This is a genomic window from Micromonospora sp. NBRC 107095, from assembly GCF_030269705.1.
Taxonomy (GTDB): Bacteria; Actinomycetota; Actinomycetes; order Mycobacteriales; family Micromonosporaceae; genus Micromonospora; species Micromonospora parva.
Genome location: NZ_BSTU01000002.1, coordinates 335,170 through 358,707 on the forward strand (window position 1 = coordinate 335,170; position 23,538 = coordinate 358,707).

General features: G+C 71.1%; 19 protein-coding genes and 2 tRNA genes. 9 read left to right on the forward strand and 12 right to left on the reverse strand.

Features of this window, described 5'->3' with window-relative positions:
* Positions 1 to 174: 174 nt before the first annotated feature.
* Positions 175 to 3,909: a S8 family serine peptidase gene (locus QSK15_RS13870; RefSeq protein ID WP_285794619.1), complete on the forward strand. Its 3,735-nt coding sequence runs from the start codon at positions 175 to 177 to the stop codon at positions 3,907 to 3,909.
* Positions 3,910 to 4,028: 119 nt separating this feature from the next.
* On the opposite strand, the gene QSK15_RS13875 is transcribed toward QSK15_RS13870, so the two are convergent.
* The 6 genes from QSK15_RS13875 to QSK15_RS13900 form a co-directional block, all read right to left on the reverse strand.
* Positions 4,029 to 4,105, reverse strand: a tRNA-Met gene (locus tag QSK15_RS13875).
* Positions 4,106 to 4,241: 136 nt separating this feature from the next.
* Positions 4,242 to 4,315, reverse strand: a tRNA-Met gene (locus QSK15_RS13880).
* Between the two features lie 72 nt (positions 4,316 to 4,387).
* Complete coding sequence (locus tag QSK15_RS13885) at positions 4,388 to 5,314, reverse strand: hypothetical protein (RefSeq protein WP_285794620.1); 927 nt, start codon at positions 5,312 to 5,314, stop codon at positions 4,388 to 4,390.
* Positions 5,304 to 5,813, reverse strand: a complete 510-nt coding sequence (locus QSK15_RS13890) for an RNA polymerase sigma factor (protein ID WP_285794621.1) — start codon at positions 5,811 to 5,813, stop codon at positions 5,304 to 5,306. Before QSK15_RS13890 ends, QSK15_RS13885 begins: the two co-directional genes overlap by 11 nt.
* 187 nt (positions 5,814 to 6,000) lie before the next feature.
* Positions 6,001 to 8,985 carry a UPF0182 family membrane protein gene (locus tag QSK15_RS13895; RefSeq protein WP_285794622.1) on the reverse strand — a complete coding sequence of 995 codons (2,985 nt, stop codon included), beginning with the start codon at positions 8,983 to 8,985 and terminating at the stop codon, positions 6,001 to 6,003.
* Between the two features lie 96 nt (positions 8,986 to 9,081).
* A complete protein-coding gene (locus QSK15_RS13900; RefSeq protein ID WP_285794623.1) occupies positions 9,082 to 10,095 on the reverse strand; it encodes a YlbL family protein in 1,014 nt (337 codons plus the stop codon).
* A gap of 184 nt (positions 10,096 to 10,279) precedes the next feature.
* Between QSK15_RS13900 and QSK15_RS13905 the strand changes: the two genes are divergently transcribed.
* Positions 10,280 to 11,536 (forward strand): zinc-dependent metalloprotease, encoded by a 1,257-nt coding sequence (locus tag QSK15_RS13905; RefSeq protein ID WP_285795119.1) that lies wholly within the window; start codon positions 10,280 to 10,282, stop codon positions 11,534 to 11,536.
* A 119-nt stretch (positions 11,537 to 11,655) separates the two neighbouring features.
* On the opposite strand, the gene QSK15_RS13910 is transcribed toward QSK15_RS13905, so the two are convergent.
* Positions 11,656 to 12,315 carry a hypothetical protein gene (locus QSK15_RS13910; RefSeq protein ID WP_285794624.1) on the reverse strand — a complete coding sequence of 220 codons (660 nt, stop codon included), beginning with the start codon at positions 12,313 to 12,315 and terminating at the stop codon, positions 11,656 to 11,658.
* Positions 12,316 to 12,539: 224 nt separating this feature from the next.
* Complete coding sequence (locus tag QSK15_RS13915; RefSeq protein ID WP_285794625.1) at positions 12,540 to 13,061, reverse strand: M48 metallopeptidase family protein; 522 nt, start codon at positions 13,059 to 13,061, stop codon at positions 12,540 to 12,542.
* A gap of 512 nt (positions 13,062 to 13,573) precedes the next feature.
* On the opposite strand from QSK15_RS13915, the gene QSK15_RS13920 reads away from it, so the two are divergent.
* From QSK15_RS13920 to QSK15_RS13930, 3 genes are all read left to right on the forward strand, one after another.
* The gene (locus tag QSK15_RS13920; protein ID WP_167457767.1) at positions 13,574 to 13,744 is read left to right on the forward strand and encodes a DUF5679 domain-containing protein; all 171 of its coding nucleotides are present in this window, start codon (positions 13,574 to 13,576) and stop codon (positions 13,742 to 13,744) included.
* Between the two features lie 224 nt (positions 13,745 to 13,968).
* Positions 13,969 to 15,081, forward strand: coding sequence for a TOMM precursor leader peptide-binding protein (locus QSK15_RS13925; protein WP_285794626.1), 1,113 nt, complete (start codon positions 13,969 to 13,971; stop codon positions 15,079 to 15,081).
* Positions 15,078 to 16,424: an ABC1 kinase family protein gene (locus QSK15_RS13930; RefSeq protein ID WP_285794627.1), complete on the forward strand. Its 1,347-nt coding sequence runs from the start codon at positions 15,078 to 15,080 to the stop codon at positions 16,422 to 16,424. Before QSK15_RS13925 ends, QSK15_RS13930 begins: the two co-directional genes overlap by 4 nt.
* A 332-nt stretch (positions 16,425 to 16,756) precedes the next feature.
* Here the strand turns inward: QSK15_RS13930 and QSK15_RS13935 are convergent, their stop codons facing one another.
* From QSK15_RS13935 to QSK15_RS13945, 3 genes are all read right to left on the reverse strand, one after another.
* The gene (locus QSK15_RS13935) at positions 16,757 to 17,122 is read right to left on the reverse strand and encodes a WhiB family transcriptional regulator (protein ID WP_030337583.1); all 366 of its coding nucleotides are present in this window, start codon (positions 17,120 to 17,122) and stop codon (positions 16,757 to 16,759) included.
* 130 nt (positions 17,123 to 17,252) lie between these two features.
* Positions 17,253 to 17,501, reverse strand: a complete 249-nt coding sequence (locus QSK15_RS13940) for a hypothetical protein (protein ID WP_285794628.1) — start codon at positions 17,499 to 17,501, stop codon at positions 17,253 to 17,255.
* Between the two features lie 121 nt (positions 17,502 to 17,622).
* The gene (locus tag QSK15_RS13945; protein WP_285794629.1) at positions 17,623 to 19,788 is read right to left on the reverse strand and encodes an ATP-dependent DNA helicase UvrD2; all 2,166 of its coding nucleotides are present in this window, start codon (positions 19,786 to 19,788) and stop codon (positions 17,623 to 17,625) included.
* A gap of 92 nt (positions 19,789 to 19,880) precedes the next feature.
* Between QSK15_RS13945 and QSK15_RS13950 the strand changes: the two genes are divergently transcribed.
* Positions 19,881 to 20,123: a mycoredoxin gene (locus tag QSK15_RS13950; RefSeq protein WP_030337579.1), complete on the forward strand. Its 243-nt coding sequence runs from the start codon at positions 19,881 to 19,883 to the stop codon at positions 20,121 to 20,123.
* Here the strand turns inward: QSK15_RS13950 and QSK15_RS13955 are convergent.
* Positions 20,113 to 21,486, reverse strand: a complete 1,374-nt coding sequence (locus tag QSK15_RS13955) for an MFS transporter (protein WP_502889586.1) — start codon at positions 21,484 to 21,486, stop codon at positions 20,113 to 20,115. The genes QSK15_RS13950 and QSK15_RS13955 overlap by 11 nt on opposite strands.
* A gap of 213 nt (positions 21,487 to 21,699) precedes the next feature.
* Here QSK15_RS13955 and QSK15_RS13960 point away from each other — a divergent pair, with 213 nt between their 5' ends.
* The 3 genes from QSK15_RS13960 to QSK15_RS13970 all read left to right on the forward strand — a co-directional run bounded on the left by QSK15_RS13960 (position 21,700) and on the right by QSK15_RS13970 (position 23,504).
* Positions 21,700 to 22,680, forward strand: coding sequence for a helix-turn-helix domain-containing protein (locus QSK15_RS13960; RefSeq protein ID WP_285794630.1), 981 nt, complete (start codon positions 21,700 to 21,702; stop codon positions 22,678 to 22,680).
* Between the two features lie 73 nt (positions 22,681 to 22,753).
* The gene (locus QSK15_RS13965) at positions 22,754 to 22,993 is read left to right on the forward strand and encodes a DUF397 domain-containing protein (RefSeq protein WP_030337575.1); all 240 of its coding nucleotides are present in this window, start codon (positions 22,754 to 22,756) and stop codon (positions 22,991 to 22,993) included.
* Positions 22,994 to 23,228: 235 nt separating this feature from the next.
* Positions 23,229 to 23,504 (forward strand): hypothetical protein, encoded by a 276-nt coding sequence (locus QSK15_RS13970; protein ID WP_030337574.1) that lies wholly within the window; start codon positions 23,229 to 23,231, stop codon positions 23,502 to 23,504.
* The last annotated feature ends 34 nt before the right edge of the window (positions 23,505 to 23,538 follow it).

The following is a 23,538-nucleotide window of genomic DNA, read 5'->3' on the forward strand; positions in this document are numbered from 1 at the left end:
GGTCCACGCCGAATCACCGGGGAGCGGAATGTCCGGAACGCTTCGGCCGGCGCGCAACGTGATCGCAACGCCTCGGTAAAGACGATGATCTTTACATGAATGTCTTGAGGTGATCGGATTCGCCTCATGGTCAACTCTGTACACAGTGCGCGGATCTCTCGTACCCGAAGATCTGTGGCGGCAGCGGTCGGCGTCACAGTCGTCGCCGCTCTCCTCACCCCCACGGCGGCGCACGGCGCCCCGCCGCCTCCACCGTCGCCGCCGAGCAGACCCGCGCCGAGCGGCGACGCGAACCGCACCCCTGCCACTGTCACGTTGATCACCGGCGACCGGGTGACGGTGACCCCGGGCGTCCACGGTGCAACCCCCTCGGTGGACGTCAAGCGCGCACCGGGCGCCACCGGCTCCGTGCGCATCTCCACCGAGGGCCGGGACACCTACGTGTACCCGGACGAGGCGGTCCCCTACCTCGCCACCGGCCGGCTCGACAAGCAGCTGTTCGACGTCACCCAGCTCATCGCCCAGGGCTACGACGACGCGCGCAGCGCCGAACTCCCCCTGATCGTCACCCGCACGCCGGGTTCGGCCAAGGCCAGGACCAGCAGCACGCTGCCGGGCGCGCAGACCACGCAGGAGCTTCCCTCCGTCCGTGGTGAGGCGCTGCGTACCCGCCGGTCACAGGCCGCGGACTTCTGGTCGGCCCTCACCGATGGACAGTCGCCGACCGCCCGTAGCGCTGCCACCCCGGCACCCTCCTTCGCCGCCGGCATCGACAAGGTGTGGCTCGACGGCAAGGCAACGGCCACCCTGGCCGACACCACCGCCCAGATCGGCGCGCCCGCGGCGTGGGCCGCAGGTGGCACCGGCGACGGTGTCCGGGTCGCCGTCCTGGACAGCGGCGTGGACACCACCCACCCGGACCTCGCCGACCGGGTGGTGGCCTCCCGGAGCTTCATCCCCGGCCAGGACGTGATCGACCGGAACGGGCACGGCACCCACACCGCCTCCACCGTGGCCGGGACGGGCGCCGCCTCCGGCGGCAAGGAACGGGGGGTGGCCCCCGCCGCCGACCTGGTGATCGGCAAGGTCCTCGACGAGTACGGCAGCGGATCTATCTCGGGGATCATCGCGGGCATGGAGTGGGCCGCGCGGACCGAGCACGCCAAGGTGATCAACATGAGCCTCGGCGTGAGCGCGTGGCACACCCAGGACGACCCGCTGAGCCAGGCCGTCAACCAGCTGACCGCCGAGACCGGCGCGCTCTTCGTCGTGGCCGCCGGCAACAGCGGACCAGATCCGTACACCCTCGGTGCGCCGGGCACCGCGGACGCCGCGCTGACCATCGGCGCGGTGGACACCTCCGACCACCTGGCGGGCTTCTCCAGCGTCGGGCCCCGGATGAACGACGAGGCGCTCAAGCCCGACATGACCGCTCCCGGGGTGGACGTGCTGGCGGCCCGCTCGCAGCACATCTCCTGGGGTGAGGGCTACTACTACGTCGACAGCGGCACCTCGATGGCGGCACCCCATGTCGCCGGGGCGGCCGCGCTGCTGGCGCAGAAGCACCCGACCTGGAGTGCGCGGCAGATCAAGGACGCGCTGATGAGCACCAGCGTCCGCACGCCCGACTACGACGCCTACCAGGCCGGCAGCGGTCGGTTGAACGTCGCCGCCGCCTACCACCAGGGCCAGGTCATCGCGACCGGGTCGGTGGACGCCGGACTCGTCGGGTGGTCGCCGGGCAGCACCCCACAGCCGATCAAGCGGACGATCACCTACACCAACACGACGGACAGCCCGATCACTCTGGCGCTCTCCGTCGACCAGGGCACCTCCCCCGCGCAGACGTTCACGGCAACCGCCGACCGGGTCACGGTGCCCGCTCGCGCCAGCGCGACTGTCGATGTGGTGGTGGCCCCGGCCGGCCTTCCCGCCGGCAGGTACTCCGCCCAGGTCACGGCCCGGTTCGCGACCGGCGAGGTGCACACTGCCGTCGGGCTCGCCGTGGAGTCCAAGAAGCACAACCTCACCATCCACCTGAAGGACCGCGCCGGCCGACCCATGAGCGGTGAGGTCGAGGTCGTCAACGCCGAAACCGGTTCGGCCTTCATGTGGGTGCCGGGCGGAAAGCTCACCGCCCGCCTCGCGCCCGGCTCGTACACCGTCGTGGCGGCGGCGGACGTGGAGGGCCTGCACGGGTCCCGCTCCTTCGGGCTCGCGATGCTGACCGCTCCCGAGGTCGACCTGAGCACCGACCGGGTCGTGGACCTCGACGCCGCGCGGGCCCGCCAGGTGAAGGTGGCGACACCCCAGCCGACCGCCGTCGTCAACAGTCGAATCGACGTCTACCGCTCCTTCACCGAGAGCGAGCCGACACCCACCGATTGGAACGCCCTCCGCGAGACGTTCTGGCCGGGCGCCGCCTACGACAGCCTGTGGGCCCTACCGACCGGGAACAAGGTGCGCAAGGGCAGCTTCGTCTTCACCACCCGGATCCGCGCCGCGCAGACGCCGCTGGCCATCGGCTACCCCGGCCGGCAGCTCAGTGACCCGCTCGCCCAGCCCGGTTCCCCGCCGCTGCCCGACGGCACCTCGCGCCTGGACGCCGTCTTCGCGGGTGCCGGCGGCACCGCCGACTACGTCGGCCTCGCCGCCCGCGGCAGGGCCGTGGTGATCCGCGCCAACGAATCGGTGACCCCCACGGATCAGGCAGCGGCCGCACACACCGCCGGCGCGACCATGCTCGTCGTGGTCAACGACCGCGCGGGCCGCAAGAGCGACTGGTACGGCAACCCCGACGCCGTGACGACCGGACCGATCCCGGTGGCCTCGGTGACCATGGACGAGGGCGAGGCGTTGATCCAGAAGATCAGCGCTGCCGGCCGCAAGCCGCTACGACTGGTCGTCGTCGCCCACCCCACGGCGAAGTACCTGTACGACCTGGTGGATTACCACATGGGCGGAGTGCCGAGGGACCCGTCCGCCAAGACCGACCCGAGCAACCTCGCCCGGATCGATCTCACGTTCTCCCCGCCGCCGGGCAAGCAGTCCAGCGAGACGCGGGTGGACTTCCCACCGTACGAGTACGCGGCAGCACGGCCGTTCTCGTGGGAGCCGGTCGCGCCGGGGCCGCGTACCGACTGGGTCTCCGCGGGTGGCGGCGTCAGGTGGATGCAGTACGCCGACGTCGCCGACTGGGCGCGGTCCAACACGGAGGCCATCGCCTACCGGCCGGGCAGCGTGCAGGAGGACCGCTGGTTCGGGCCCATCACCCGACCACGGCTGCTCAGCACCGAGATCCCGTTCCGGGGCGAGACCGGCATGAGCGCCTACATCCAGGGGTTCGGCGACGCGGGTGCCGCACACAGCGGCGGGGCCAGCATGCCGCAGCTCGTCACGTTCTATCAGGGCGACAAGCAGCTGACCCAGTTCAACGGCTGGCCGGAGGTCGGCGCGGGTGACCTGTCGCCGGAGAAACTGCCGTACCGGCTGGTCGTCGAGACCACGGGCAAGCCCGAGTTCAGCCCGTACTCGACCGCCACGCACACCGAGTGGAGGTTCGTCTCCGGCGGCAGCTCGGAGGTGCACGCCATCCCGCTGGTCCAGTTGGACTACGGGACGGACGTGGACTTCGCGGGTCGGACGAAGCGCCGAACCGACTTCGCGATCACGCCCGTCGTGGTGGGCAGCGCCGCGGCCCGGGACGCCGTGTCGTCGCTCCAGCTGGAGGTCTCCTACGACGACGGGGCGACCTGGCAGCGGCAGGACCTGCGGGAGAAGAAGGGCGCCTGGCAGGCGTCCTTGAACGCCCCGCAGCGGGCCGACTTCGTGTCGATCCGGGTCACCGCCACGCAACGCAACGGTGGCGGCGTCACCCAGACCGTCACCCGGGCCTTCGGCCTGCGGTAGCACCCGCCTGGGGGCCGGTGCCTGAACGGTGCCGGCCCCTCCCGGGAGCGCCCGTGTCGCAGCGGCACCAAACAAGTCCGGCCCCCACACTGTGGGGGCCGGACTCATATCACTTTCCGTGGTAGCGGGGACAGGATTTGAACCTGCGACCTCTGGGTTATGAGCCCAGCGAGCTACCGAGCTGCTCCACCCCGCGTCGACTGGTTAAGACTATCCCATCCGTCCCAGTCATGATCAGTGGGGGTCACCAACCGCCGCGGCCCCGGCGCCCCCGCAACGTCGAAGCCCGCCCCCGGTGACCCGGAGGCGGGCTTCGAACTGTGTTTCTCTCGTAGCGGGGACAGGATTTGAACCTGCGACCTCTGGGTTATGAGCCCAGCGAGCTACCGAGCTGCTCCACCCCGCGTCGGCTCGATAACCGTAGCGCACCACCCCCGGGCCCCGCAAAACGACATCCGAATCCGCCGGCACACCCCGGTCAGCCGAGCCACTTCCGGATGGCAGCGACCGCCCGGCGACTGTCCGCGTCGACCTGCGCCCGCTGGCTGGAGGTGTTCTCCCAGCCCTGCTCCCAGAGAATGGTCACCACGTCGCCGACCCGGATCGCCCGGACCAACCGGACGTCCTGCACACCGGTCGGGTCGCCGTTGACGTCCTGACCCGCGCTACGCATCTCGAACAGCACCGACCCGTCGCCGAACCCGCTGTCCGGGAGCAGCCGCTGCCGGCTCCGCGCCGCCGCGTCGCCGCCCGGCAGCCTCTGCTCGGGGCAGTCCCGCACCGCCTGCCGCAACTCGTCCAGCGCGTCGTCAGCGCGCCCGGCCCGGTAGATCGTGATCGAGTGCGTGTAGGTGCCGTCCGGGACGTACCCCTTGGGGGTCTGCGGCAGCTTGTAGATCAGCAGCCGGGTGCGGCGGTGCACGACCGACCCGCTCCCGATGTCCGCGCCGCACAGGTCCGGCAGCACGGCCTCGTCCCGGAACTGCGGCGCGATGCCGGTCTGGTTGGCCGACGGGACCGCATAGAAGGCCCGATCCGGCACGTTGGTCGGCGTCCTGGGCGGCTGTGTGCCGGTACCACCCGGAGCCGTCGACGTGCCCGGGGAGCGGCCGGGGGTCGTCGGCGAGACGGGCGGCGATGACGGAGCAACCGGCACGCTCGGAGACGCCGACACCAACGGCGTCGGCGTGCCGGCCGGCAACGGTACGGACGTCGGCGGCCGGGTGACCACCTGGGTTCCGATCACCGCGCCCACCACCACCAGCGCCACGGCGAGGGTGCTCCCGGCCGCCCGGAAACGGGCCCGGCGGTCCGCCTGGTGCCGCAGCACGTCGGGCAGGCCCAGTTCGCGAGCATCCGCGTCGGCGGCGAGGGACCGGTACAGCTCGGACAGTTCACGCGACATCGGTGGCCTCCAGTTCCACGGCAGCCAGATCGGGCAACAACGCGGCGAGTCGGGCCCGGCCCCGGGACAGCCACGACTTCACCGTGCCGACGGGCACGTCGATCTCGTGGGCGATCTCCTCGACCGGCATGTCGAACAGGTAGTGCAGCGCCAACGCCCGCCGGTGGGTCGCCGGCACCTGACGCAGCGCCTGGACCAGCAGCACGCTGTCCTCGTTGGGCGGCGACACCGGCGGCGGTGGCCCGGCCAACCGCAACGCGCCGCGCAGACCGCGCAGCCGCCGCCAGCGGTCGGTCGCCAGCCGGGACACCACCAGCCGCAGCCACGCCTCCGGCGCCGGATGCGACGACAGCCGCCCCCACTGCCGCCAGGCCCGGGTGTACGCCTCCTGCACCAGGTCCTGCGCCTCGGTGTAGTCGCCGGCGACCGCGTAGCCGTACCGCATCATCCGCCGGGCCGTGCTGCGGTAGAAGTCATCGAAGCTCTGCGCGTCCCTCACCACTGCTCCCCCTCGTCGCACCCCGTTGCAGATGAGGACGACGGGCCAGTGCCGCAGGTTGCGGGCCGTCCGCGCCTGTCAGCGACGTGACAGCCGGGCACAGCTCCGGACGCGGCGGAGCCCCCGCCGTCCGGACCGGTGCGGTCCGACGACGAGGGCTCCGAGACGTACTTCCGGGAGTGCCGGGTCAGCCGCCGGCACTCGGGCTGGCACCAGACCCACCAGCTGCCTGCTGCGCCTGCTGGAACGCGGTGAGCGCCTCGTCGAGGGCCTTCAGCGCCCGCCCGTACCGCTCGAAGTCGCCCGACGTCTGCGCGGCCCGGACCTCGGTGATCGCGGTCTGCACCCGGTCCGCGGCGGCGGCCAGGTCACCGGTCGGCGGTGGGGTGCCGGCGCTCGGGGTCGGCGTCGGCGCCGCCGTCCCCGAAGGAGTCGGCGTCGGGGTCGGTGTCGTCGGGTTGCCCCCGGTCGTCGGCGGCGGCGACGTGCCCTGCCCCGCCTTCTTACCCTGCTCGACCAACTGCTTGATGCCGTCGTTGATGTTGTCGGCGAGCGCCACGAAGGAGCCACCGTCACCGTACGAGAGCAGCACCTTCTGCAACAGCGGGTACGCGTCCTGCTGGTTGCTCTTCACGTAGACCGGCTCGACGTAGAGCATCCCGTCGGCGAAGGGCAGCGAGAGCAGGTTGCCGTACTGCACCTGCGCCTGATTGCTGGAGAGCAGGTTCAGCTGCTGACGGATGTTCGCGTTGTTCGTCATCTGCTGGTGCACCTGCACCGGGCCGGAGATCCGGGTCTGATCCGGCAACTCCAGCACCTCCAACCGGGGCTTCCCGTCGACGTACGACCCGGAGATCAGCGCGGCGAGGTTCTGCCGGCCGTTCGGGGTGACCGCCGAGGTGAGCTGGAACCGAGGGCTCTCCTGCCCCGGGAACTGGGTGAAGAGGTAGTACGGAGGCTGCTTCTGACCGCTGTCCGGGGCGTCCGGCACGTTGGGCACCTGCCAGAAGTCCTGCGCGGAGTAGAAGTCGCCGGGGTTGGTGACGTGGAACTTGGTGAGCAGGTTGCGCTGCACCTTGAACATGTCCGCCGGGTAGCGGAAGTGCTCGTTCAGCTCCACCGGGATGTCCGCCTTCGGCTTGACCAGGTCACCGCCGAACGCCTTGTTCCACGCCTTGAGCACCGGGTCGGTGTCGTCGTACTCGTAGAGCGTCACGGTGCCGTCGTACGCGTCGACAGTGGCCTTCACCGAGTTACGCATGTAGTTGACGTCCTCCCGGGCCAGCTGGAAGGTGCCCCGGTTGGTCAACTCGTCGGTGGTCTCGGTCTGCAGGTTGACCCTCTCCGCGTACGGATAGGAGGCCGCGGTGGTGTAACCGTCGACGATCCACTGCACCCGACCGTCGACCACCGCCGGGTACGGGTCGCCGTCCAGGGTGAGGAACGGCGCCACCTTCTCCACCCGGTCGCGCGGGTTACGCACGTACAGCAGCTTGGAGTCCTTGTTGACCGCCTCCGAGAGCAGGAAGTTCGACTCCTGCTCCTTGATGGCGTACAGCAGTCGCCGGGTGAAGGACCCGATCTTGACGCCGCCCTCGCCGGTGTAGGTGTAGGACTCGCCGCCACCCTCACCGACCGGCCGGTCGAACTCGGCCTTCTTGTCCGGGTCGGACTGCCCGACGATGGCGTAGTCGTCGGCCTCCATCCGCTCGCCGTAGTAGATGCGCGGCTGCTTGGCCGGGATCTGCTCGGTCTGCGAGGAACACGCCTCCTGGGTCTTCTCGCCGAGGAAGCCGGAGACGAAGAACGGCTGCCCACCGCAGACCACCTGGTTGGCCGGCGCGGCCACCAGCCCGTACCCGTGGGTGTAGACGGTGTGCCGGTTGATCCAGGTGTTCTGCTGGTCGGTCAGCTCGCCGTAGTTGATCTCCCGGACGCCGACCACGTAATCGGAGACCTTGCCGTTCACCCCGTACCGGTCGATGTCCAGCTTCGGACCGAAGTCGTAGAAGCCACGCACCTGCTGAAGCTGGGTGTACGTCTCGCTGACCAGCTGCGGGTCGAGCAGCCGTACGTTCGACACCACCGAGGTGTCGGTGGCCAGGTTCCCCGGCGGGGTGAGGTTGTTCGCCGCGTACGGGGTCGTCTCGGTGGCCGCCAGCCCGAACGCCGCCCGCGTCGCGTCGATGCTGCGCTGGATGTACGGCGCTTCCTTGTCCTTGGCGCTGGGCTTGACCTCGAAGGTCTGCACCGCCCAGGGGTAGATGCCGCCGATGGCCACCGCGGACACGCCGAGCAGCGCCAGCGAGATGCCCGGCCAGACCAGGTTCCGCATCCAGGCGTTGGAGAACACGATGATCGCGATCGCCACCACGATCGAGATGTAGGCGAGGATCTCCTTCGCCGGCAGCAACGCGTTGACGTCGGCGTAGCCGGCGCCGTACAACTTGGCGCCCTCGTTGTACTCCAGCAGCATCGCCCGCCGGTCCAGCACGTACGCGACCGCCTTCAACAGCACGAAGACCGCGACCAGGGAACTCAGGTGGGCGCGGGCTGCGTTGCTCATCCGGTCACCGACGCCCTGCAGGCGGACACCGCCGAAGAGGTAGTGCACCGCCAGCGCGCCGATCACGGCCAGCACCACAGCGGTGAAGGCGACCCCGAGCAGGTACCGCCAGAACGGCAGTTGGAACACGTAGAAGCCGATGTCGACACCGAACTCCGGGTCCTTGATCCCGAAGTCACCGCCGTTGCGGAAGAGCAGCCACTGGTTCCACCGGTTCTGCGCCGAGAGGCCGGCGAAGAGCCCGACCACCGCGGCGGTCAGCGAGATCCAGGTGCCCAGCCGCGGGGTGAGCACCATCCGGTAGCGCTCCAGGGTCGCCTGCTCCATCGAGTGCGGACGCAGTCGCGGGCGCAGCCGGTAGGCCAGCCACAGGTTGCCGCCGACGATCACCGCCATGCCGAGGCCGATGGCGAGGAACAGCACCAGCCGGGTGAGCAGGACGCCGGTGAAGACCTCGGTGTAGTTGACCTCGTCGAACCAGAGCCAGTCGGTCCACGCCTGCACACCCCAGCCGAGCAGGGTGAAGAGCACGAACACCCCGACCAGGACGGCGATCGTGACGCGCCCGCGCCGGCTCATCCTCGGAAGGGGGCTGCTGCTACGCATGACCACTGTTGGCTCCGCACGCTCGATATGATCGGCTCCGACCAGGCACCCAGAGTACGGGGTGTTCCTGAGCGTGTCGGGGCACGGTCACACCCGTCAGCAACGCGTCGGCTGACCACCCGCTCGCAACGTCTCCAGAGCAGTCATCGCCTCGTCCAACGAGCCCACCCGCAACAGCGGCAGATCGGGCTGCGGATTGCGGACCGCCTCGGCACAGTTGTCCGCCGGTACCAGGAAGACCTTGGCCCCGGCGCGCTTGGCGCCGACCAGCTTCTGGGCGATACCGCCGATCGGGCCGACGGCACCCTCGTCGTCGATGGTGCCGGTACCGGCGATGACCTGACCGCCGGTCAGGTCGGCCGGGGTCAACTTGTCCACGATCCCCAGGGCGAACATCAGACCGGCGCTCGGCCCACCGATGTCGCCCAGGTCGATGCCGAGCGTGAACGGATGCGGCTGCTGCTGATCGATCTCGACACCGATCCGCGGTCGGCCGTCCTGCTCCTGACTGGTCACCGTCGCGGTAGCCGGCACCCCGTCACGGGTGTAGCCGATGGTCAACGCCGTGCCCGCCGGCTTCGCCCGGACCAGCTCGGTGACCTTCGCGGCCACCGGCACCGGCTGGCCGTCGACCGAGGTGATCACGTCGCCCGCCTTCAACGCTCCGGCCGACGGGCCGTCCCCGGCCACCGTCTTGATCACCACCTGCACCGGAAAGCCCAACTTCCGCAGCGCGGCGGTCTCCGCGCTGGTCTGTGACGCCTTGAAGTCCTCGGCGTTGCGCTGCTCGACCTGCTCCGTCGACTCCCCCGGCGGGTAGACCAGCTCGCGCGGCACCACCGCCTCGTCGTCGGAGAACCAGCCCGCGATCGCCCCCCGCAACCGCACCGTGGGCTGCACCCCCACCGTGGTCAGCCGCAACTGGCCGGCCGAGGTCGAGGTCTCCCGACCGGAGACCTGGATGACCTCCTTACCGTCGGCCGTTCCGAGGGTGTTGACGGTCGGACCCGGGCCCAGCACCACGTACGGAATCGGCACCCGGAGCACCCCGATGCTCAGCAGGGCGGTGAACAGGGCACCGAGCAGGACCGTCAGGCCACGACGTCTCATGCCGCAGAGCGTACCGACCGGGCACGGGTCACCCGGCGAATGCGCCGCGCGACTTCGCCCTCAGCGCAACGCCAGCGGCGGCGACCTGGGGCGCGGTCCGCGTACCGTAGATGTCGTGCCTGATATTCCGTTCGGTTTCGCGCTCCCGGGTGGGCAGCCACCAGACCCCAACGATCCCGCGCAGATGCAGCAGTTCATGTCGCAGTTGCAGCACCTGCTCTCGGCGCCGGGCAGCGGGCCGGTCAACTGGGACCTGGCCCGGCAGGTTGCGGCCAGCCAGCTCGCGGCCGCCGGTGACCCGGCGGTGTCGATGTACGAACGCAACGCGGTCGAGGAGGCGCTGCGCCTGGCCGACCTGTGGTTGGAGCCCGCCTCGGCGTGGCCCTCCGGCATCCAGAACCCCGTTGCGTGGAACCGCAACGAGTGGATCTTCAAGACGCTGGACGTGTGGCGCAAGCTGTGCGACCCCGTCGCCAGCCGGATGGTCGGCGCGATGGGCGACCTGGTGCCACCGGAGGCGCGCGCCCAGCTCGGCCCGATGCAGTCGATGGTGGCCTCCCTCGGTGGCGCGCTCTTCGGCGGCCAGTTGGGCCAGGCCCTCGGTTCGCTCGCCGCGGAGGTGCTCTCCGCCGGCGACATCGGGCTCCCGCTCGGCCCGGCCGGCACGGCCGCGCTGATCCCGGCCAACATCCGGGCGTACGGCGAGGGCCTGGAACTGCCCGAGGACGAGGTCCGCCTCTACGTGGCGCTGCGCGAGGCCGCCCACCAGCGGCTGTTCCAGCACGTCCCGTGGCTGCGTGGTCACGTGCTCAGCGCGGTCGAGATGTACGCCTCGGGCATCCGGGTCAACCGGGAGGCGATCGAGGAGGCGATGGGTCGGGTCGACCCGACCGACCCCGAGTCGATGCAGGCGATCGCCCTGGAGGGCATCTTCACCCCGGAGGACACCCCGGCGCAGAAGGCCTCACTGGCCCGCCTGGAGACCGCGCTCGCCCTGGTCGAGGGGTGGGTGTGCCACGTCGTCGACAGCGCCGCCAGCGACCGGCTACCCAACGTCGTCCGGTTGGGCGAGGCTTTCCGCCGCCGTCGGGCCGCCGGCGGTCCCGCCGAGCAGACCTTCGCCGCCCTGGTCGGCTTGGAGCTGCGTCCCCGCCGGCTGCGCGAGGCCGCGGCGCTCTGGGCGGCCCTCACCCAGCACCGTGGCATCGAGGGCCGCGACGCGGTCTGGGGCCACCCGGACCTACTCCCGTCGGACGACGACTTCGCCGACCCGGTCGCCTTCGCGATGAACGACATGGACCTCAGCGAGCTGGACAACTTCGACTTCACCGCCCCCGGCGGGGTTGAGGAAAAGGCCCCCGGTCAGCCGGGGCAGCCCGGCCCCTCGGGTCAGTCCGGTCCGTCGGATGAGACCGACGGCGAGGGTGACGCCAAGTCCTGACGTCCGCGCATCAACGGCCTACGCCCGGGGTTCCCGCATGATCGACAGCGGGCGCCCCGGGCGCGTGTCCGGCAGGCCAGCGGGAGCCGCCGGATCGTGGGGCAGGCCAGGCTGACGGTTCAGGCGGGTCGGGCCGACCCGGAGAGCAGGGCGCGGGTCGCTTCCCAACCCTCGAAGGCCGGGTCCAGCGTGGCCAGATCGGCCGGGCCCCGCAGTCGTCGCCACCCGGCGGTGACCGCCACGTCACCCGGGCGCGGGGCGTTGGCGCGCGCCTCGGCCGGCGTCGCCGTGTCCAACTCCAGCGTCGGCAGCCATTCCGGCGCGGGCAGTCGTACCGCGACCCCGAGCAGGCCCGGGCCGCCGCCCTCGACCGGAGCCACCGCGACCGGTCGGGTGGTGAGTGGGCGCAGCAACTTGCCGACGGTCAGGGCGGGCAGGTCAGGCACGTCGCTGACCAGCACCGCCGCCTGGTCGTACCCCTCCAGCGCGGCGAACACGGCGTTCGGCGTCGGCTCGGCAACCTCGTACCCCTCCAGCGCGGCGAACACGGCGTTCGGCGTCGGCTCGGCAACCTCGTACACCGCCGTGCCGGGCCACACCAGCGCGTCGGCCAGAGCCCGGTCGGCCGGGGTCACCGCTACCGCGACCTCCACCTCGTTGAGCGTGGCCAGCAGGTCGATGACGTCCTCCGCGAGAGCCGCTCGCCATTCCGCCAGGTCGACGCCCGGCGGCGACCAGTGCACCGGCCCGAGTAACGCCACCACCACCCGTCGCGCCATCCCCCGACCCTAGCGCCCCACCCCGTACCGCCACCCGGCCCGGCCCGACCCGGCCACCAGGCCCGACCCACCGGCGTGATCGACTCGGCTTCGTTGAAGTCGCGGCGTCCGAGGGCCATCAATGGCGCGGTATTCAGGAACGCGAGTGGATCTAGGTCGATCGCGCCGCACCCGGCGTCCGACGGGGCGGCCTCGCGCGAAGGCCCCAGGGGCGGGCGTGTTGATCAGGGTGTGCAGGAGGCGGCGGCGACCCCTTCGAGGTAGCCGCGGGCGCGTTCCGCCTTGGGATAGCGACCGACCAGCGCCCAGAACCGGGCGTTGTGGCTGGGCACGATGAGGTGCGCCAACTCGTGGAGCAACACGTAGTCGATCACCCACTCGGGCATCTCCTGGACGCGGTGCGAGATGCGGATGCTGCGGTCGGCCGGAGTGCAGGAACCCCACCGGCCGTTCTGGTTGGTGACCCACCGGACGCTGGCCGGGACCGCTTTCGCGGGGTACTCGGCGAGATAGAGGTCGATGAGCCGGTTGGCGCGGGCCAGCAGCTCGGCGTCGGAGCGGGCCAGTCGACCCTCGCGCGCGGCGAGTCGGGCGAGCATCCGGTCGACCCACTCGCTCTCCTCGGCGCGGGAGAACTGGTCGGGGATGAGGACGACCACTCGCTCACCGTCACGGTACGCGGACACCGTGCGTCGTCGACGCTGGCTGCGCCGCACCTCGACGACAGGCTTGCGCGTCCCCGCCATCACTGGCCCGCGCAGCCTCGGCTACGTGTCACGAAGGAAAGCTAATGCCCACTGACCAGGGGTCCGCAAGAGTCAACCGCACGACACGCGCCCAGAAAATGGTGATTGGTCGCCAGGCGTCCCGAAAATTTCTTGACTGATGCGCCGTCGCGCCATCTCGTCACCCTTCGTGAACGCCGATGACGCGGGTACGCGGCACGTCCCACCGTAGGTGATCACCGTCCCGGATGCCCCTGCGGGGGCACTCGCACGGGTGGCTGTCAGGGTTTGGTCGGCGTGTCCCCGCCAAACTGACTTATCCGACCTATTTCGCCATGCACACTCTCGACGTCGACTTGCTCACAGTGTCGATGCACAGCTGACATGGAACTGCCCAGACCTGGGTAGGGTCCGCGGACCAGCGGTCACGAAGGTGGCCGCGGAGTGAGACCCAGCGCCGGCGCCCCGTGTGGCCCGCCGCCGGGCACCCCGCCGGAACGGCATTGACCGGCGGACGAGACGAGGAGGGCACCGTGGCCGACCAGGCCCAGACGACCTACAACGGTTACTGCGTGAAGTGCAAGGAGAAGCGGGACTTCGAGGGGCACGTCGAGGTCTCGAAGACCGGGATGAACATGGCCAAGGGCAAGTGTCCGGTATGCGGAACAACAGTGAACCGCATCCTGGGCAAGGCCAAGGTCTGACCCGAACGGGGTGAACGGGGGTGGGGTGGCCGGTGGCCACCCCACCCCCGTTGCCGATCGGCGACTCGACGACACCGGCGTTGGTGGCGGCCTGTCGGGTGACGGACAACACGGCTGGCAGGCTGTGGAAAACCCGCCAGATCCTGTGGATAGCGCTGGACAGCGGCCTGGCCGCCTGTGGACAACGATCGACCGAGCGCGAAGACGCGGTCACGATTCGTGACATGAGCCGCACCGCACTGCCCCGCCCCACCCTGCTGCCCGGCCTCAACCGGCTCTGGCGGGACCGGCACACCCTCCAGCTCGGCGTCGGCCCCGGTCCGGCAGTCCTGCTGGAGTTGGCCAACCCCCGCGCGGCCCACCTGCTCGACCTGCTCGACGGCACCCGCAGCGAGCGCACCGTGCTGGCCGAGGCGACGACCGCCCACGTCAGCGCCAACGACGCGCGTACCCTGCTCGACGCGCTGCGGGCCGCCGGCCTGTTGGTGCCCGCGCACAGCCTGCTCCCCCGCGACCTGACCGGCCCGGTCCGTGCCCGACTCGCGGCGGAGGCCGGCGCGCTGGCCCTGACCGCCACCCGGCTGCCCGGCACCCCGGCGCAGGTCCTGCGTCGGCGGCGAGCGGCCCGCGTCCTGCTCACCGGTGCCGGGGCGCTCGGCGGGCCCCTGGCGGTGGCGCTGGCCCAGTCCGGCGTGGGGCAGGTGATTCCCCAGCTCACCGGCCCGGTACGCGCCGTCGACCTGATCGGCACGGGCATCCCCGCCGCCGACCTGGGTCGCCCGCTGGCACCGGCGGTGCGGGCCGTTGTCGATCGCGTGGCGCCGGGCACCGGCACCCACCCGAGCCGCGCCGGGCGGGTCGAACTGGTGATCCAGCTCGGCATGGACCGGCCTCCCGCGCTGCTCGCCGCCGGTCTCGCCCAGCGCCGGCAGCCGCACCTGCTCGTCACACTCCGCGAAGGCGTACCGGTGATCGGGCCACTGGTCCGTCCGCCCGCCGGGCCCTGCCTGCACTGCGTCGAGCTGCACCGGGCCGACCGCGACCCGGACTGGCCGCGGCTCGCCGCTCAACTCGCCGCAGCCGACCCGGTGGCCGCCGGAACGACCGGCGCCCTGCTCGCCGCCTGCGGGTACGCGCTGGCCGAGGCGCTGACGCAGCTGGACGGAGGCCAGCCGGAGACGCTCGGTGGTGCCATGGAGATCGCCGGTCCCGGCCGTTTCCGTCGTCGGGGTTGGCCGCCACACCCGGCGTGCGGGTGCTCGAAGGGTCGAGTGTCCGCACCAGCCCGGCCGCAGAGCAGCAGGGGGGCCCTCCGGTCGGTAACAATGACCGGGTGACCGACATCCCGCGCCGCGCCGTGTCCCGCACCGCCAAGCTCGCCGCCCTGCCGCTCGGCTTCGCCGGCCGGACCGTTCTCGGGATGGGAAAGCGCGTCACCGGGCTCGCCTCCGACGTGATCTCGGCGGAGATCCAACAGCGCACCGCCGAGCAGCTGTTCAGCGTTCTGGGTCAGCTCAAGGGTGGGGCGATGAAGTTCGGCCAGGCGCTGTCGGTCTTCGAGGCGGCGTTGCCGGAGGAGATCGCCGCGCCCTACCGGCAGGCGTTGACGAAGTTGCAGGAGGCGGCGCCGCCGCTGCCGGCCGCCAGCGTGCACAAGGTGCTCGCCGAGCAGCTCGGCCCCGACTGGCGGGACCTGTTCGTCGAGTTCAACGACGTCCCGGCCGCCGCCGCGAGCATCGGCCAGGTGCACCGGGCGCGCTGGCGCGAGCCGGGATTCGACGCGGCGGGCGCACCGAACAGCCGCGACGTGGCGGTCAAGATCCAATATCCGGGGGCCGGCGACGCCCTGCTCGCCGACCTCAAGCAGCTCTCCCGACTGGGCGGGATGTTCCGGGCCATCCAGCCCGGCCTGGACGTCAAGCCGCTCCTGACCGAGCTGCGCGAACGGATCACCGAGGAGTTGGACTACGAGCTGGAGGCCGAGTCGCAGCGCGCCTTCGCGGCCGCGTACGCCGACGACCCGGAGATCTACATCCCGGTGGTGGTCAACGCCTCGCCCCGGGTGCTGGTCACCGAGTGGGTGACGGGCACGCCGCTGGCCGACATCATCCGGGAGGGCACCGAGGAGGATCGGAACGAGGCCGGCCGGTTGATGGCCACCCTGCACCTCTCCGCGCCGCAGCGGGCCGGGCTGCTGCACGCCGACCCGCACCCGGGAAACTTCCGGCTGCTGCCCGACGGTCGGCTCGGCGTGATCGACTTCGGGGCGGTGGCCCGGATGCCGGAGGGCACTCCGGAGCCGATCGGTCGGATCGCCGCGATGGCCCTGCGCGGCAACGCCGACGAGGTCGTGGCGGGGCTGCGGTCGGAGGGGTTCATCGGCTCGGCCGACGAGATCGACGCCGAGGGCGTGCTCGACTTCATCCGCCCCATGCTGGAGCCCATCGCGGCGGACGGCTTCCGGTTCACCCGAGCCTGGCTGCGGGCCGAGGCGGGTCGACTGGCCAGCCCTCGCTCCCCCACGTACCAGCTGAGCCGGCAGCTCAACCTGCCACCGTCGTACCTGCTGATCCACCGGGTGACGCTCGGGTCGATCGGGGTGCTCTGCCAGTTGGAGGCGAAGGCCCCCTACCGGAGCATCCTGGAGCGCTGGCTGCCCGGCTTCGCCCCGGTCGCCTGAGCAGGCCGAGGCCGGGTCGTTGAAAACATGAGGAGCTGAGAACGTGAGGAAGGGCGGGTGCCGGTCGGCACCCGCCCTTCTGAGTGGAGTGGTACTAGAGAACGCCTAGGTCGCGAGCCGCCTGATTGCGGCCGGTCATGGCGACGGTACGGGCGGATCGGTTTGCCTCAGTGCTCGTGGTGGTACGACCGGCCTGAGGCCGGCGCATTCGAGCCCTGGTCAACGCTTCGTTGAGTAGTTGCATCTCGAAGGCTCCACTCGGAATGTTCAACATCGTCTTCTCACTCACTGCCGGTACGACACCGGCGTCGTTGGAACGGGTCGGGAACATGTCAGGCTGCCAGCCGGACCGCGCCACGCACCTCGGACAGCCCACTGGCTGCCAGGCGCGCCTCGGCCTCGACCCGAAGCGCGGCGTCACGGGCGACGTCCTCCTTACGCGGACGGCCACGGGGCCGCTTACGCGGGACAACCGCGCCACGCTCGAAGATCTCGCCGCCCCAGACGCCCCAGGGCTCCGCCCGCTCAACGGCTCCGGCCAGGCACTCGACGCGCAGCGGGCAGTCCCCGCAGAGCGACTTGGCCAGCTCGAGCTCGGTGGGCGAGTCGGAGAACCACAGGTCGGGGTCGAACTTCCGGCAGGGCAGGTTCGCCTCCATCTCGACGCTCATGTCGAGGGGGGCCAACGCCAGACTCATCTCCCGGTCACCTCTCTCTCACTTCGATCTCGTGGATCGCATTCCGACGTACTTACGGCGGGCAAAAAACTGAGGCCGCGGATCCCGGTAAGCGGGTTCCGCGGCCTCGAGGTGAGCCGGAGTCTGATGGTCAGACCGGTCTACCTCGAGGTGGAACGCCGCGGACATCCATGCGCTTCTTGACGTCATTGATGTCCATGCCCGTGGTGCCACTGGTCCCCTCGACTCCGACGGGCGCGACGGTCAGGGTCAGCTCGGCCTGAACCTGGTGCACCTGCGGAACCGACGGTCGTGCAGCCGTGAGGGCCACCCGGACAGCCGACAGCGGAGCGCAGACAGACGGCATCGCCGTCAGACGCTCATAGGTGAAGATCTTCACGGTGGCCACCTCCCTCACGTTCCTCGAATCGACCGGACCGCCCCCGTGAGCAGCCGGAATGGCGCCGCTCGCGTGGTGTGTCCTGAGGCTATTCCTCGCGCCGGGGCGAGGGCAAACGAATTTACGACGAGATTTCGAAAGTTTTCTCCGGGCAGACATCGTCCACCCCGGCACCTGCCACGAGGGCCAGCACCGACTCCCCGTAGAGGCCCAGCTTGCGGGGGCCGATACCGGCGATGGCGATCAGCTCCTCCGACCGGGCCGGCCGCCGCTCGGCCAACGCGACGAGCGTCGCGTCGGTGAAGACCACGTACGCCGGCACCTTCTGCGCACCGGCCACCCGCTGCCGCCACTCGCGCAGCCGTTCGTGCAGCTCATCGTCGATGTCGGACGGGCAGGTGGGGCAGCGGCCGAGCTTTCGGTCCGGGCCGGCGAGCAGGGTGGCGCCGCAGATCCGGCAGGAGACGATCTGGGTGCGCCGCCGCTCGGGACGGCGGGCCGGACCGGTATCGCCGCTCGCCCGTTCGGTGCCGCCGGAGCGGTCCAGTTGGGGCAGGAACCGCGACGGCCGCCGGGCCCGTCCGCCCGGCGACCGCGCGGCCGCGTACGACAGCCAGAGCCACTCGCGTGCGCGGGTGATGCCGACGTAGAGCAGCCGGCGTTCCTCCTCGACCTGCTCGACGGTCTTGGCGTACGTGGTGGGCAGGGTGCCCTCGGCGAGGCCGACCAGGAAGACCGCGTCCCACTCCAGACCCTTGGCCGAGTGCAGGGACGCCAGCGTCACGCCGTCCACGGTCGGTACGTGCTGCTGGGCGGCCCGGCGGGCCAGCTCCTCGGTGAAGTCGGTGAGGGTCACCGGGCGTTCCACCGAGGCGGCCTCGCCGATCGGCACCAGCTCGGGGGTCGCCGCGTACTCCTCGGCGAGCTGGACCAGCGCGGACAGCGCCTCCCACCGCTCGCGGGCGGCACCGCCGGCCGGAGGGGTGTCCGGGGTCCAGCCGACGGCGGTGAGCGCCTCGATGACGGCGGCCGGCAACGGTGTCTCGCCCGGGATCGAGCGGGTGGCGGCACGCAGCGCGACCATCGCCTGGCGCACCTCGGCCCGTTCGAAGAACCGCTCCGCGCCCTGCACGACGTACGGCACCTCGGCCTCGGTGAGCGCCTTCTCGTACGCCTCGGACTGCGCATTGACCCGGAACAGCACGGCGATCTCCTTCGCCGGGGTGCCCGCGTCGATCAGGGACCGGCAGCGCGCGGCCACCGCGTTCGCCTCCGCCGGCTCGTCGGTGAAGATCCGCAGGTCCGGCACCGGCCCCGGGGGACGTTGCCCGATCAGTTCCAGGCGCAGGCGCGCCTCGGTGCCCCGGGCCTGCGAGATCACCGCGTTGGCCAGCCCGACCACCTGCGGGGTCGAGCGGTAGTCACGGACCAACCGGACCACCGTGGCGTGGCGGTGTCGGCGCGGGAAGTCGACCAGGTACGCCGACGTCGCCCCGGTGAACGAGTAGATCGTCTGGCTGGCGTCCCCGACCACTGTCAGGTCGTCCCGGCCGCCGAGCCAGGCGTCCAGCAACCGCTGTTGGAGGGGGTTGACGTCCTGGTACTCGTCGACGACGAAGTGCCGGTACTGGCCACGGACCTGCTCGCCGACGTCCGGGTGCTCCTCGATCCCCCACACCGCGGCCCGCAGCATGTCCTCGAAGTCGATCACGCCGTTCGCGCGCTTGAGCTGCTCGTACGCGGTGAACACGTCGGCCACCTTCGCCGGCTCGTGCGGCGTGTCGCGCAGCGCCCGGGCCGCGGCCACCACGTAGTCCGTCGGTTCGACGAGTGACGACTTCGCCCACTCGATCTCGCCGGCCAGGTCGCGGGCGGCGGCCCGGTCGGTACGCAGGCCGACCCGGGCGGCGGCGAGGGTGACCAGTCGTACCTTGCTGTCCAGCAGTTCGGGCATGGCACGCCCGGCCAGCAGCCGGGGCGCGAAGTACCGCACCTGACGCAGCGCGGCGGCGTGGAACGTCCGCGCCTGGACGCCACCCACCCCGAGCACCGTGAGACGGCTCCGCATCTCGGCGGCGGCGCGGGCGGTGAAGGTGACAGCGAGCACGTGTCGGGGGGAGATCTCCCCGGAGAGCGCCCGGTGGGCGATTCGGGAGGTGATCGCGCGGGTCTTGCCGGTGCCGGCGCCGGCCAGGATGCAGACCGGGCCGGCGGGTGCGGTCACCGCGGCGCGCTGCTCCGGGTCCAGCCCGGCGAGCACCTGTTCCGACGCTGAGTGAACCACCACAACCAGGAATCATCTCAGCTCCTCCCAGCGTTGCAGCGAACAGCCTCGGCTTGATCGGCAAGCCGCGGCCGGAGGAGTTGGAGGATCCGACCATGTTGACGATGTATTCCACCCCCTGGTGCGGCTACTGCCACCGGCTGAAGTCGCAGCTCGACCGGGAGGGCATCGGTTACGAGGTGGTCGACATCGAGCAGGACCCGAAGGCCGCGGAGTTCGTGATGAGTGTCAACGGCGGTAACCAGACGGTGCCGACGCTGCGCTTCGCCGACGGCAGCGCGCTGACGAATCCCTCGATCACCCAGGTCAAGCAGCACCTGGAAACCCTCAACGCCTGATCTGCCGGTTCATTCTCGGCGCACGGCCGCCCCACCTGGGGCGGCCGTTCGTCGTGTCCGGGCACGGGTCACGGTGGCGACGGTCGGCGGGTGCCGGAAGGCCGGGCCGGTCGGTGTCCTCAACCGGTCGGCGGGGCGCCGGGAGCGTCGGGCGGGTGGGTGGCGTCGGTGCGGGTGCCCCGGGTGGCGCGCTCAGGTGGCGACCCCGCCACAGGTAGCTGCCGGCGGCCAGGGTGGCCACCCCGACCAGCGCGAACAGCAGCCGGTAGTCCAGGAACCCGACCAGCAGGGCACCCGCCCCGATGGAGAAAGCCTGCGGCCCGCTGACCACCGCCTGGGTGGCGGCGGCGACCCGGCCGACCAGCGCGGGCGGCGTGCGGCGCTGGATCAGCGTGTGCAATCCCACCATCGTCAGCGGGAGCGAGACCCCGGCCAGCAGCACCGCCGCGAACCCGAGCCGCAGATCGGGGTACGCGAGCGCAAGCGCGGCCGGCGAGAAGAAGGCGACCCCGGCGGCGAGCGTGCCGACCTCTCCGAGCCGGCGGACCAGCGTCGGTGAGCAGAGTCCGCCGAGCAGACCGCCAACGCCCTGCACGGTGACCAGCACACCCACGAACGCGGCATCCCGGTTCAGCCCCTGGTCCACGTAGGCGAAGATGAGCGACTCGCTGAAGCCCATCACCAGTGAGCCGAGCCCGTAGCCGAGCAGGGCCCGCCGCAGGGCCGGCTCGCCGGCCAGGTGCCGCAGGCCGGCGCCCAGCTCGGCCGGCCACCGCAGCCGTACCGTCGCGGGCACCTGTTGCGGGGCGGGCAGCGCGGTCACCACCGCCGCCGCGGTCAGAAATCCGACCATGCCGATTCCGGCCAGCGCCCAGCCGCCGAGCGCCGCGTAGAGGGCCGCGCCCACCAGCGGGCCGACCAGTCGTATCCCCTGGCGTACGGTCTGCAGTACGCCGTTCGCCTCGGCCAGCAGCTTGACCGGCACCAACTCGCGGATGAGCCCGCTGAGCGCCGCGCCGAGCGTGATGGACGAGAGTCCGTAGAGGGCGGCCACCAGGTAGACGACCCAGACGTCTCCCGCGTCGTGGACGGTGAACAGCGGGGTGAGCAGGGCTGCGGTCACCACGTTCGCGGCGACGAAGAACGGTCGGCGCGGGTAGCGGTCCACGACCCAGCCGACCAGCGGTGCCAGCGTCATCGGCGCGATGACCGCGAAGATCGTGGCACCGGCCAACCCGTTCGAGCCAGTCAGATCCTTGACCCAGATCGCGAGTGCCAGCAGCAGGATCGACTCGGCGGTCATGCTGGCCAGCAGGCCGCCGAAGAGCAGACGGAAGTCGGGTCGGCGCAGGATCGTGCGCATGGGTCCCTCCGGCGGGATGGCGTGCCCAGGTGGGCGAGGTCGACGGCCGCGACCGCGGGTCCGTCGTCGTCCGGCATTCCCGTGGTCCGATTTTCGCAAGACACGCCCTCGCCGGAACCTCCGACACCGGTCGCGCCGTCCATACTGACCGTGGGGGGCGAATTTCATACAGTTACCGTCGCGTCTGCGGCGGTCGACGGGAAAGAGGACACTGTGCCTCCTGCCGCACCCAGCCCGATCCTGCGTCGTCGCCGGTTGGGCATCGAGCTGCGCCGCCTGCGTGAGGCCGCGGGTCTCACCGGCGATCAGGTCATCGAGCGTATCGGTTGGGCCTCCGCGTCCAAACTGTCCCGCCTGGAAAACGGCCGCAGCCGACCGGACCCGCAGGACGTCGGCGACCTGCTCGACCTCTACGGCGCCGACCAGGCGCTGCACGACGAGCTGCTGGGCATCACCAACGAGGCCGGCGACATGCGCGGCTGGTTGAAGAACTTCCCGGTCATGACGCAGCAGCAGCGCGGCTGGGCCGAGCTGGAGGCAGGCTGCGCGGAGATCTCCGAGTACAACCCGGTGCTGGTGCCGGGCCTGTTGCAGACCCCCGGGTACGCCCAGCTGCGGATCGTGTCGGCCCGCCAGGTGAACGCGGGCGCGGGCGAGCCGGAGCCCGGCGACGAGCCGGAGACCGAGGTGCAGGCCCGGCTGGCCCGCCAGTCGCTGCTCACCCGGGAGCCGCACGCTCCCCGCTACACCGCCGTGCTGGAGGAGGCCGCTCTCGGCCGCCGGGCCGGGCCGCCGGAGGTGCTGCACGAGCAGCTGCTCCAACTCTGCGAGCTGGCCCTGCTGCCGAACGTGACCCTGCACGTGCTGCTCCGGGACACCCAGATCGGCAGTTGGTTCCTTCCGCCGACCGCGTTCTCGGTCTATCGGTTCGCCGATCCCCTCGATCCGGAGACATTGGCCATCGAAGGTGGCTTCACCGACGTCATGTCGACCGAGGTAATCACGCTAAATCGCTATAAAGTGGTGTTCGAGTGGCTATGCACGGCGGCACTTAACGCCTCGGACACCCTCTCCTGGCTGATCGAGGCGGCGGGACGGCTGACCGAGGCGACGCCCCCATCCACAGTGGCGTTCGGGCCGGCAACGGCGCCGACCCAACGCCGCCAGGGTTCGGGGCGACTGACGGACCGGTGATCCACGGGGGACCTCCGTCGGGGCGTGCGGCACCACTCGTCCCATCGGATCGCTGCACATCAGGAGCAGAACCATGAACGACATCCGCAACACGCCGTCCGTCTCCGCCCACTCGTTGGCGGACGCCCCGTGGCGTACCAGCACCCGCAGCCAGACCTCCAACTGCGTGGAGGTCGCCCCGCTCGCCACCGGCCCGTCGGCGGTCGCCCTGCGCGACAGCAAGGACCGCGGCGGCCCGGTGCTGCTGTTCAACCGCGCGGGGTGGCTCGGTTTCATCACCGGCGCCAAGAAGGGCCAGTTCGATCTGAACTGACCCGGTGACCGGGTACGGGGCCGTCGGCGCACCGCCGGCGGCCCCGTCTCGTCGCACCCACCGACCCGTCGCCCGGTGACCCGCCAACCCTGCTGAGCAGCCATCGGCTGATCGGACGAGGCTCGAAACCGATAGGCGCGTTTCAGTTGCTGAGACGAACACGGGGCGTAACATGGCCCTCGGATACGTGGAACTTCCACACTGCTCATCCGTCGCGGTTCATCCGGAGACCCACATGCGGTTCCTGATCGTTCGCACCGACATCCGCGCCGTCGCCGACGGGGACATCGCCGCCGCCTGGGCGGACGGCCACCGACTTCGCGACGAGACGACCGCGCCCGAGCCGCGACGGCAGATCGTGCACGCCGAGGACCGGGACGCCGCGCTCCTGCTGGCCCGCGCCCTGGCCACGGTCGGCGCGGTCCGCGCCGGCAAGCAGCGGGTCAAGGTCCTCCCGCTGATCGAGCCACGGCCCGCCTTCCGACAGAGACCGGGCCGCCTCGGCACCTGACTCACAGGTCGTCCGTCGTGGTCGGACCGGCTCC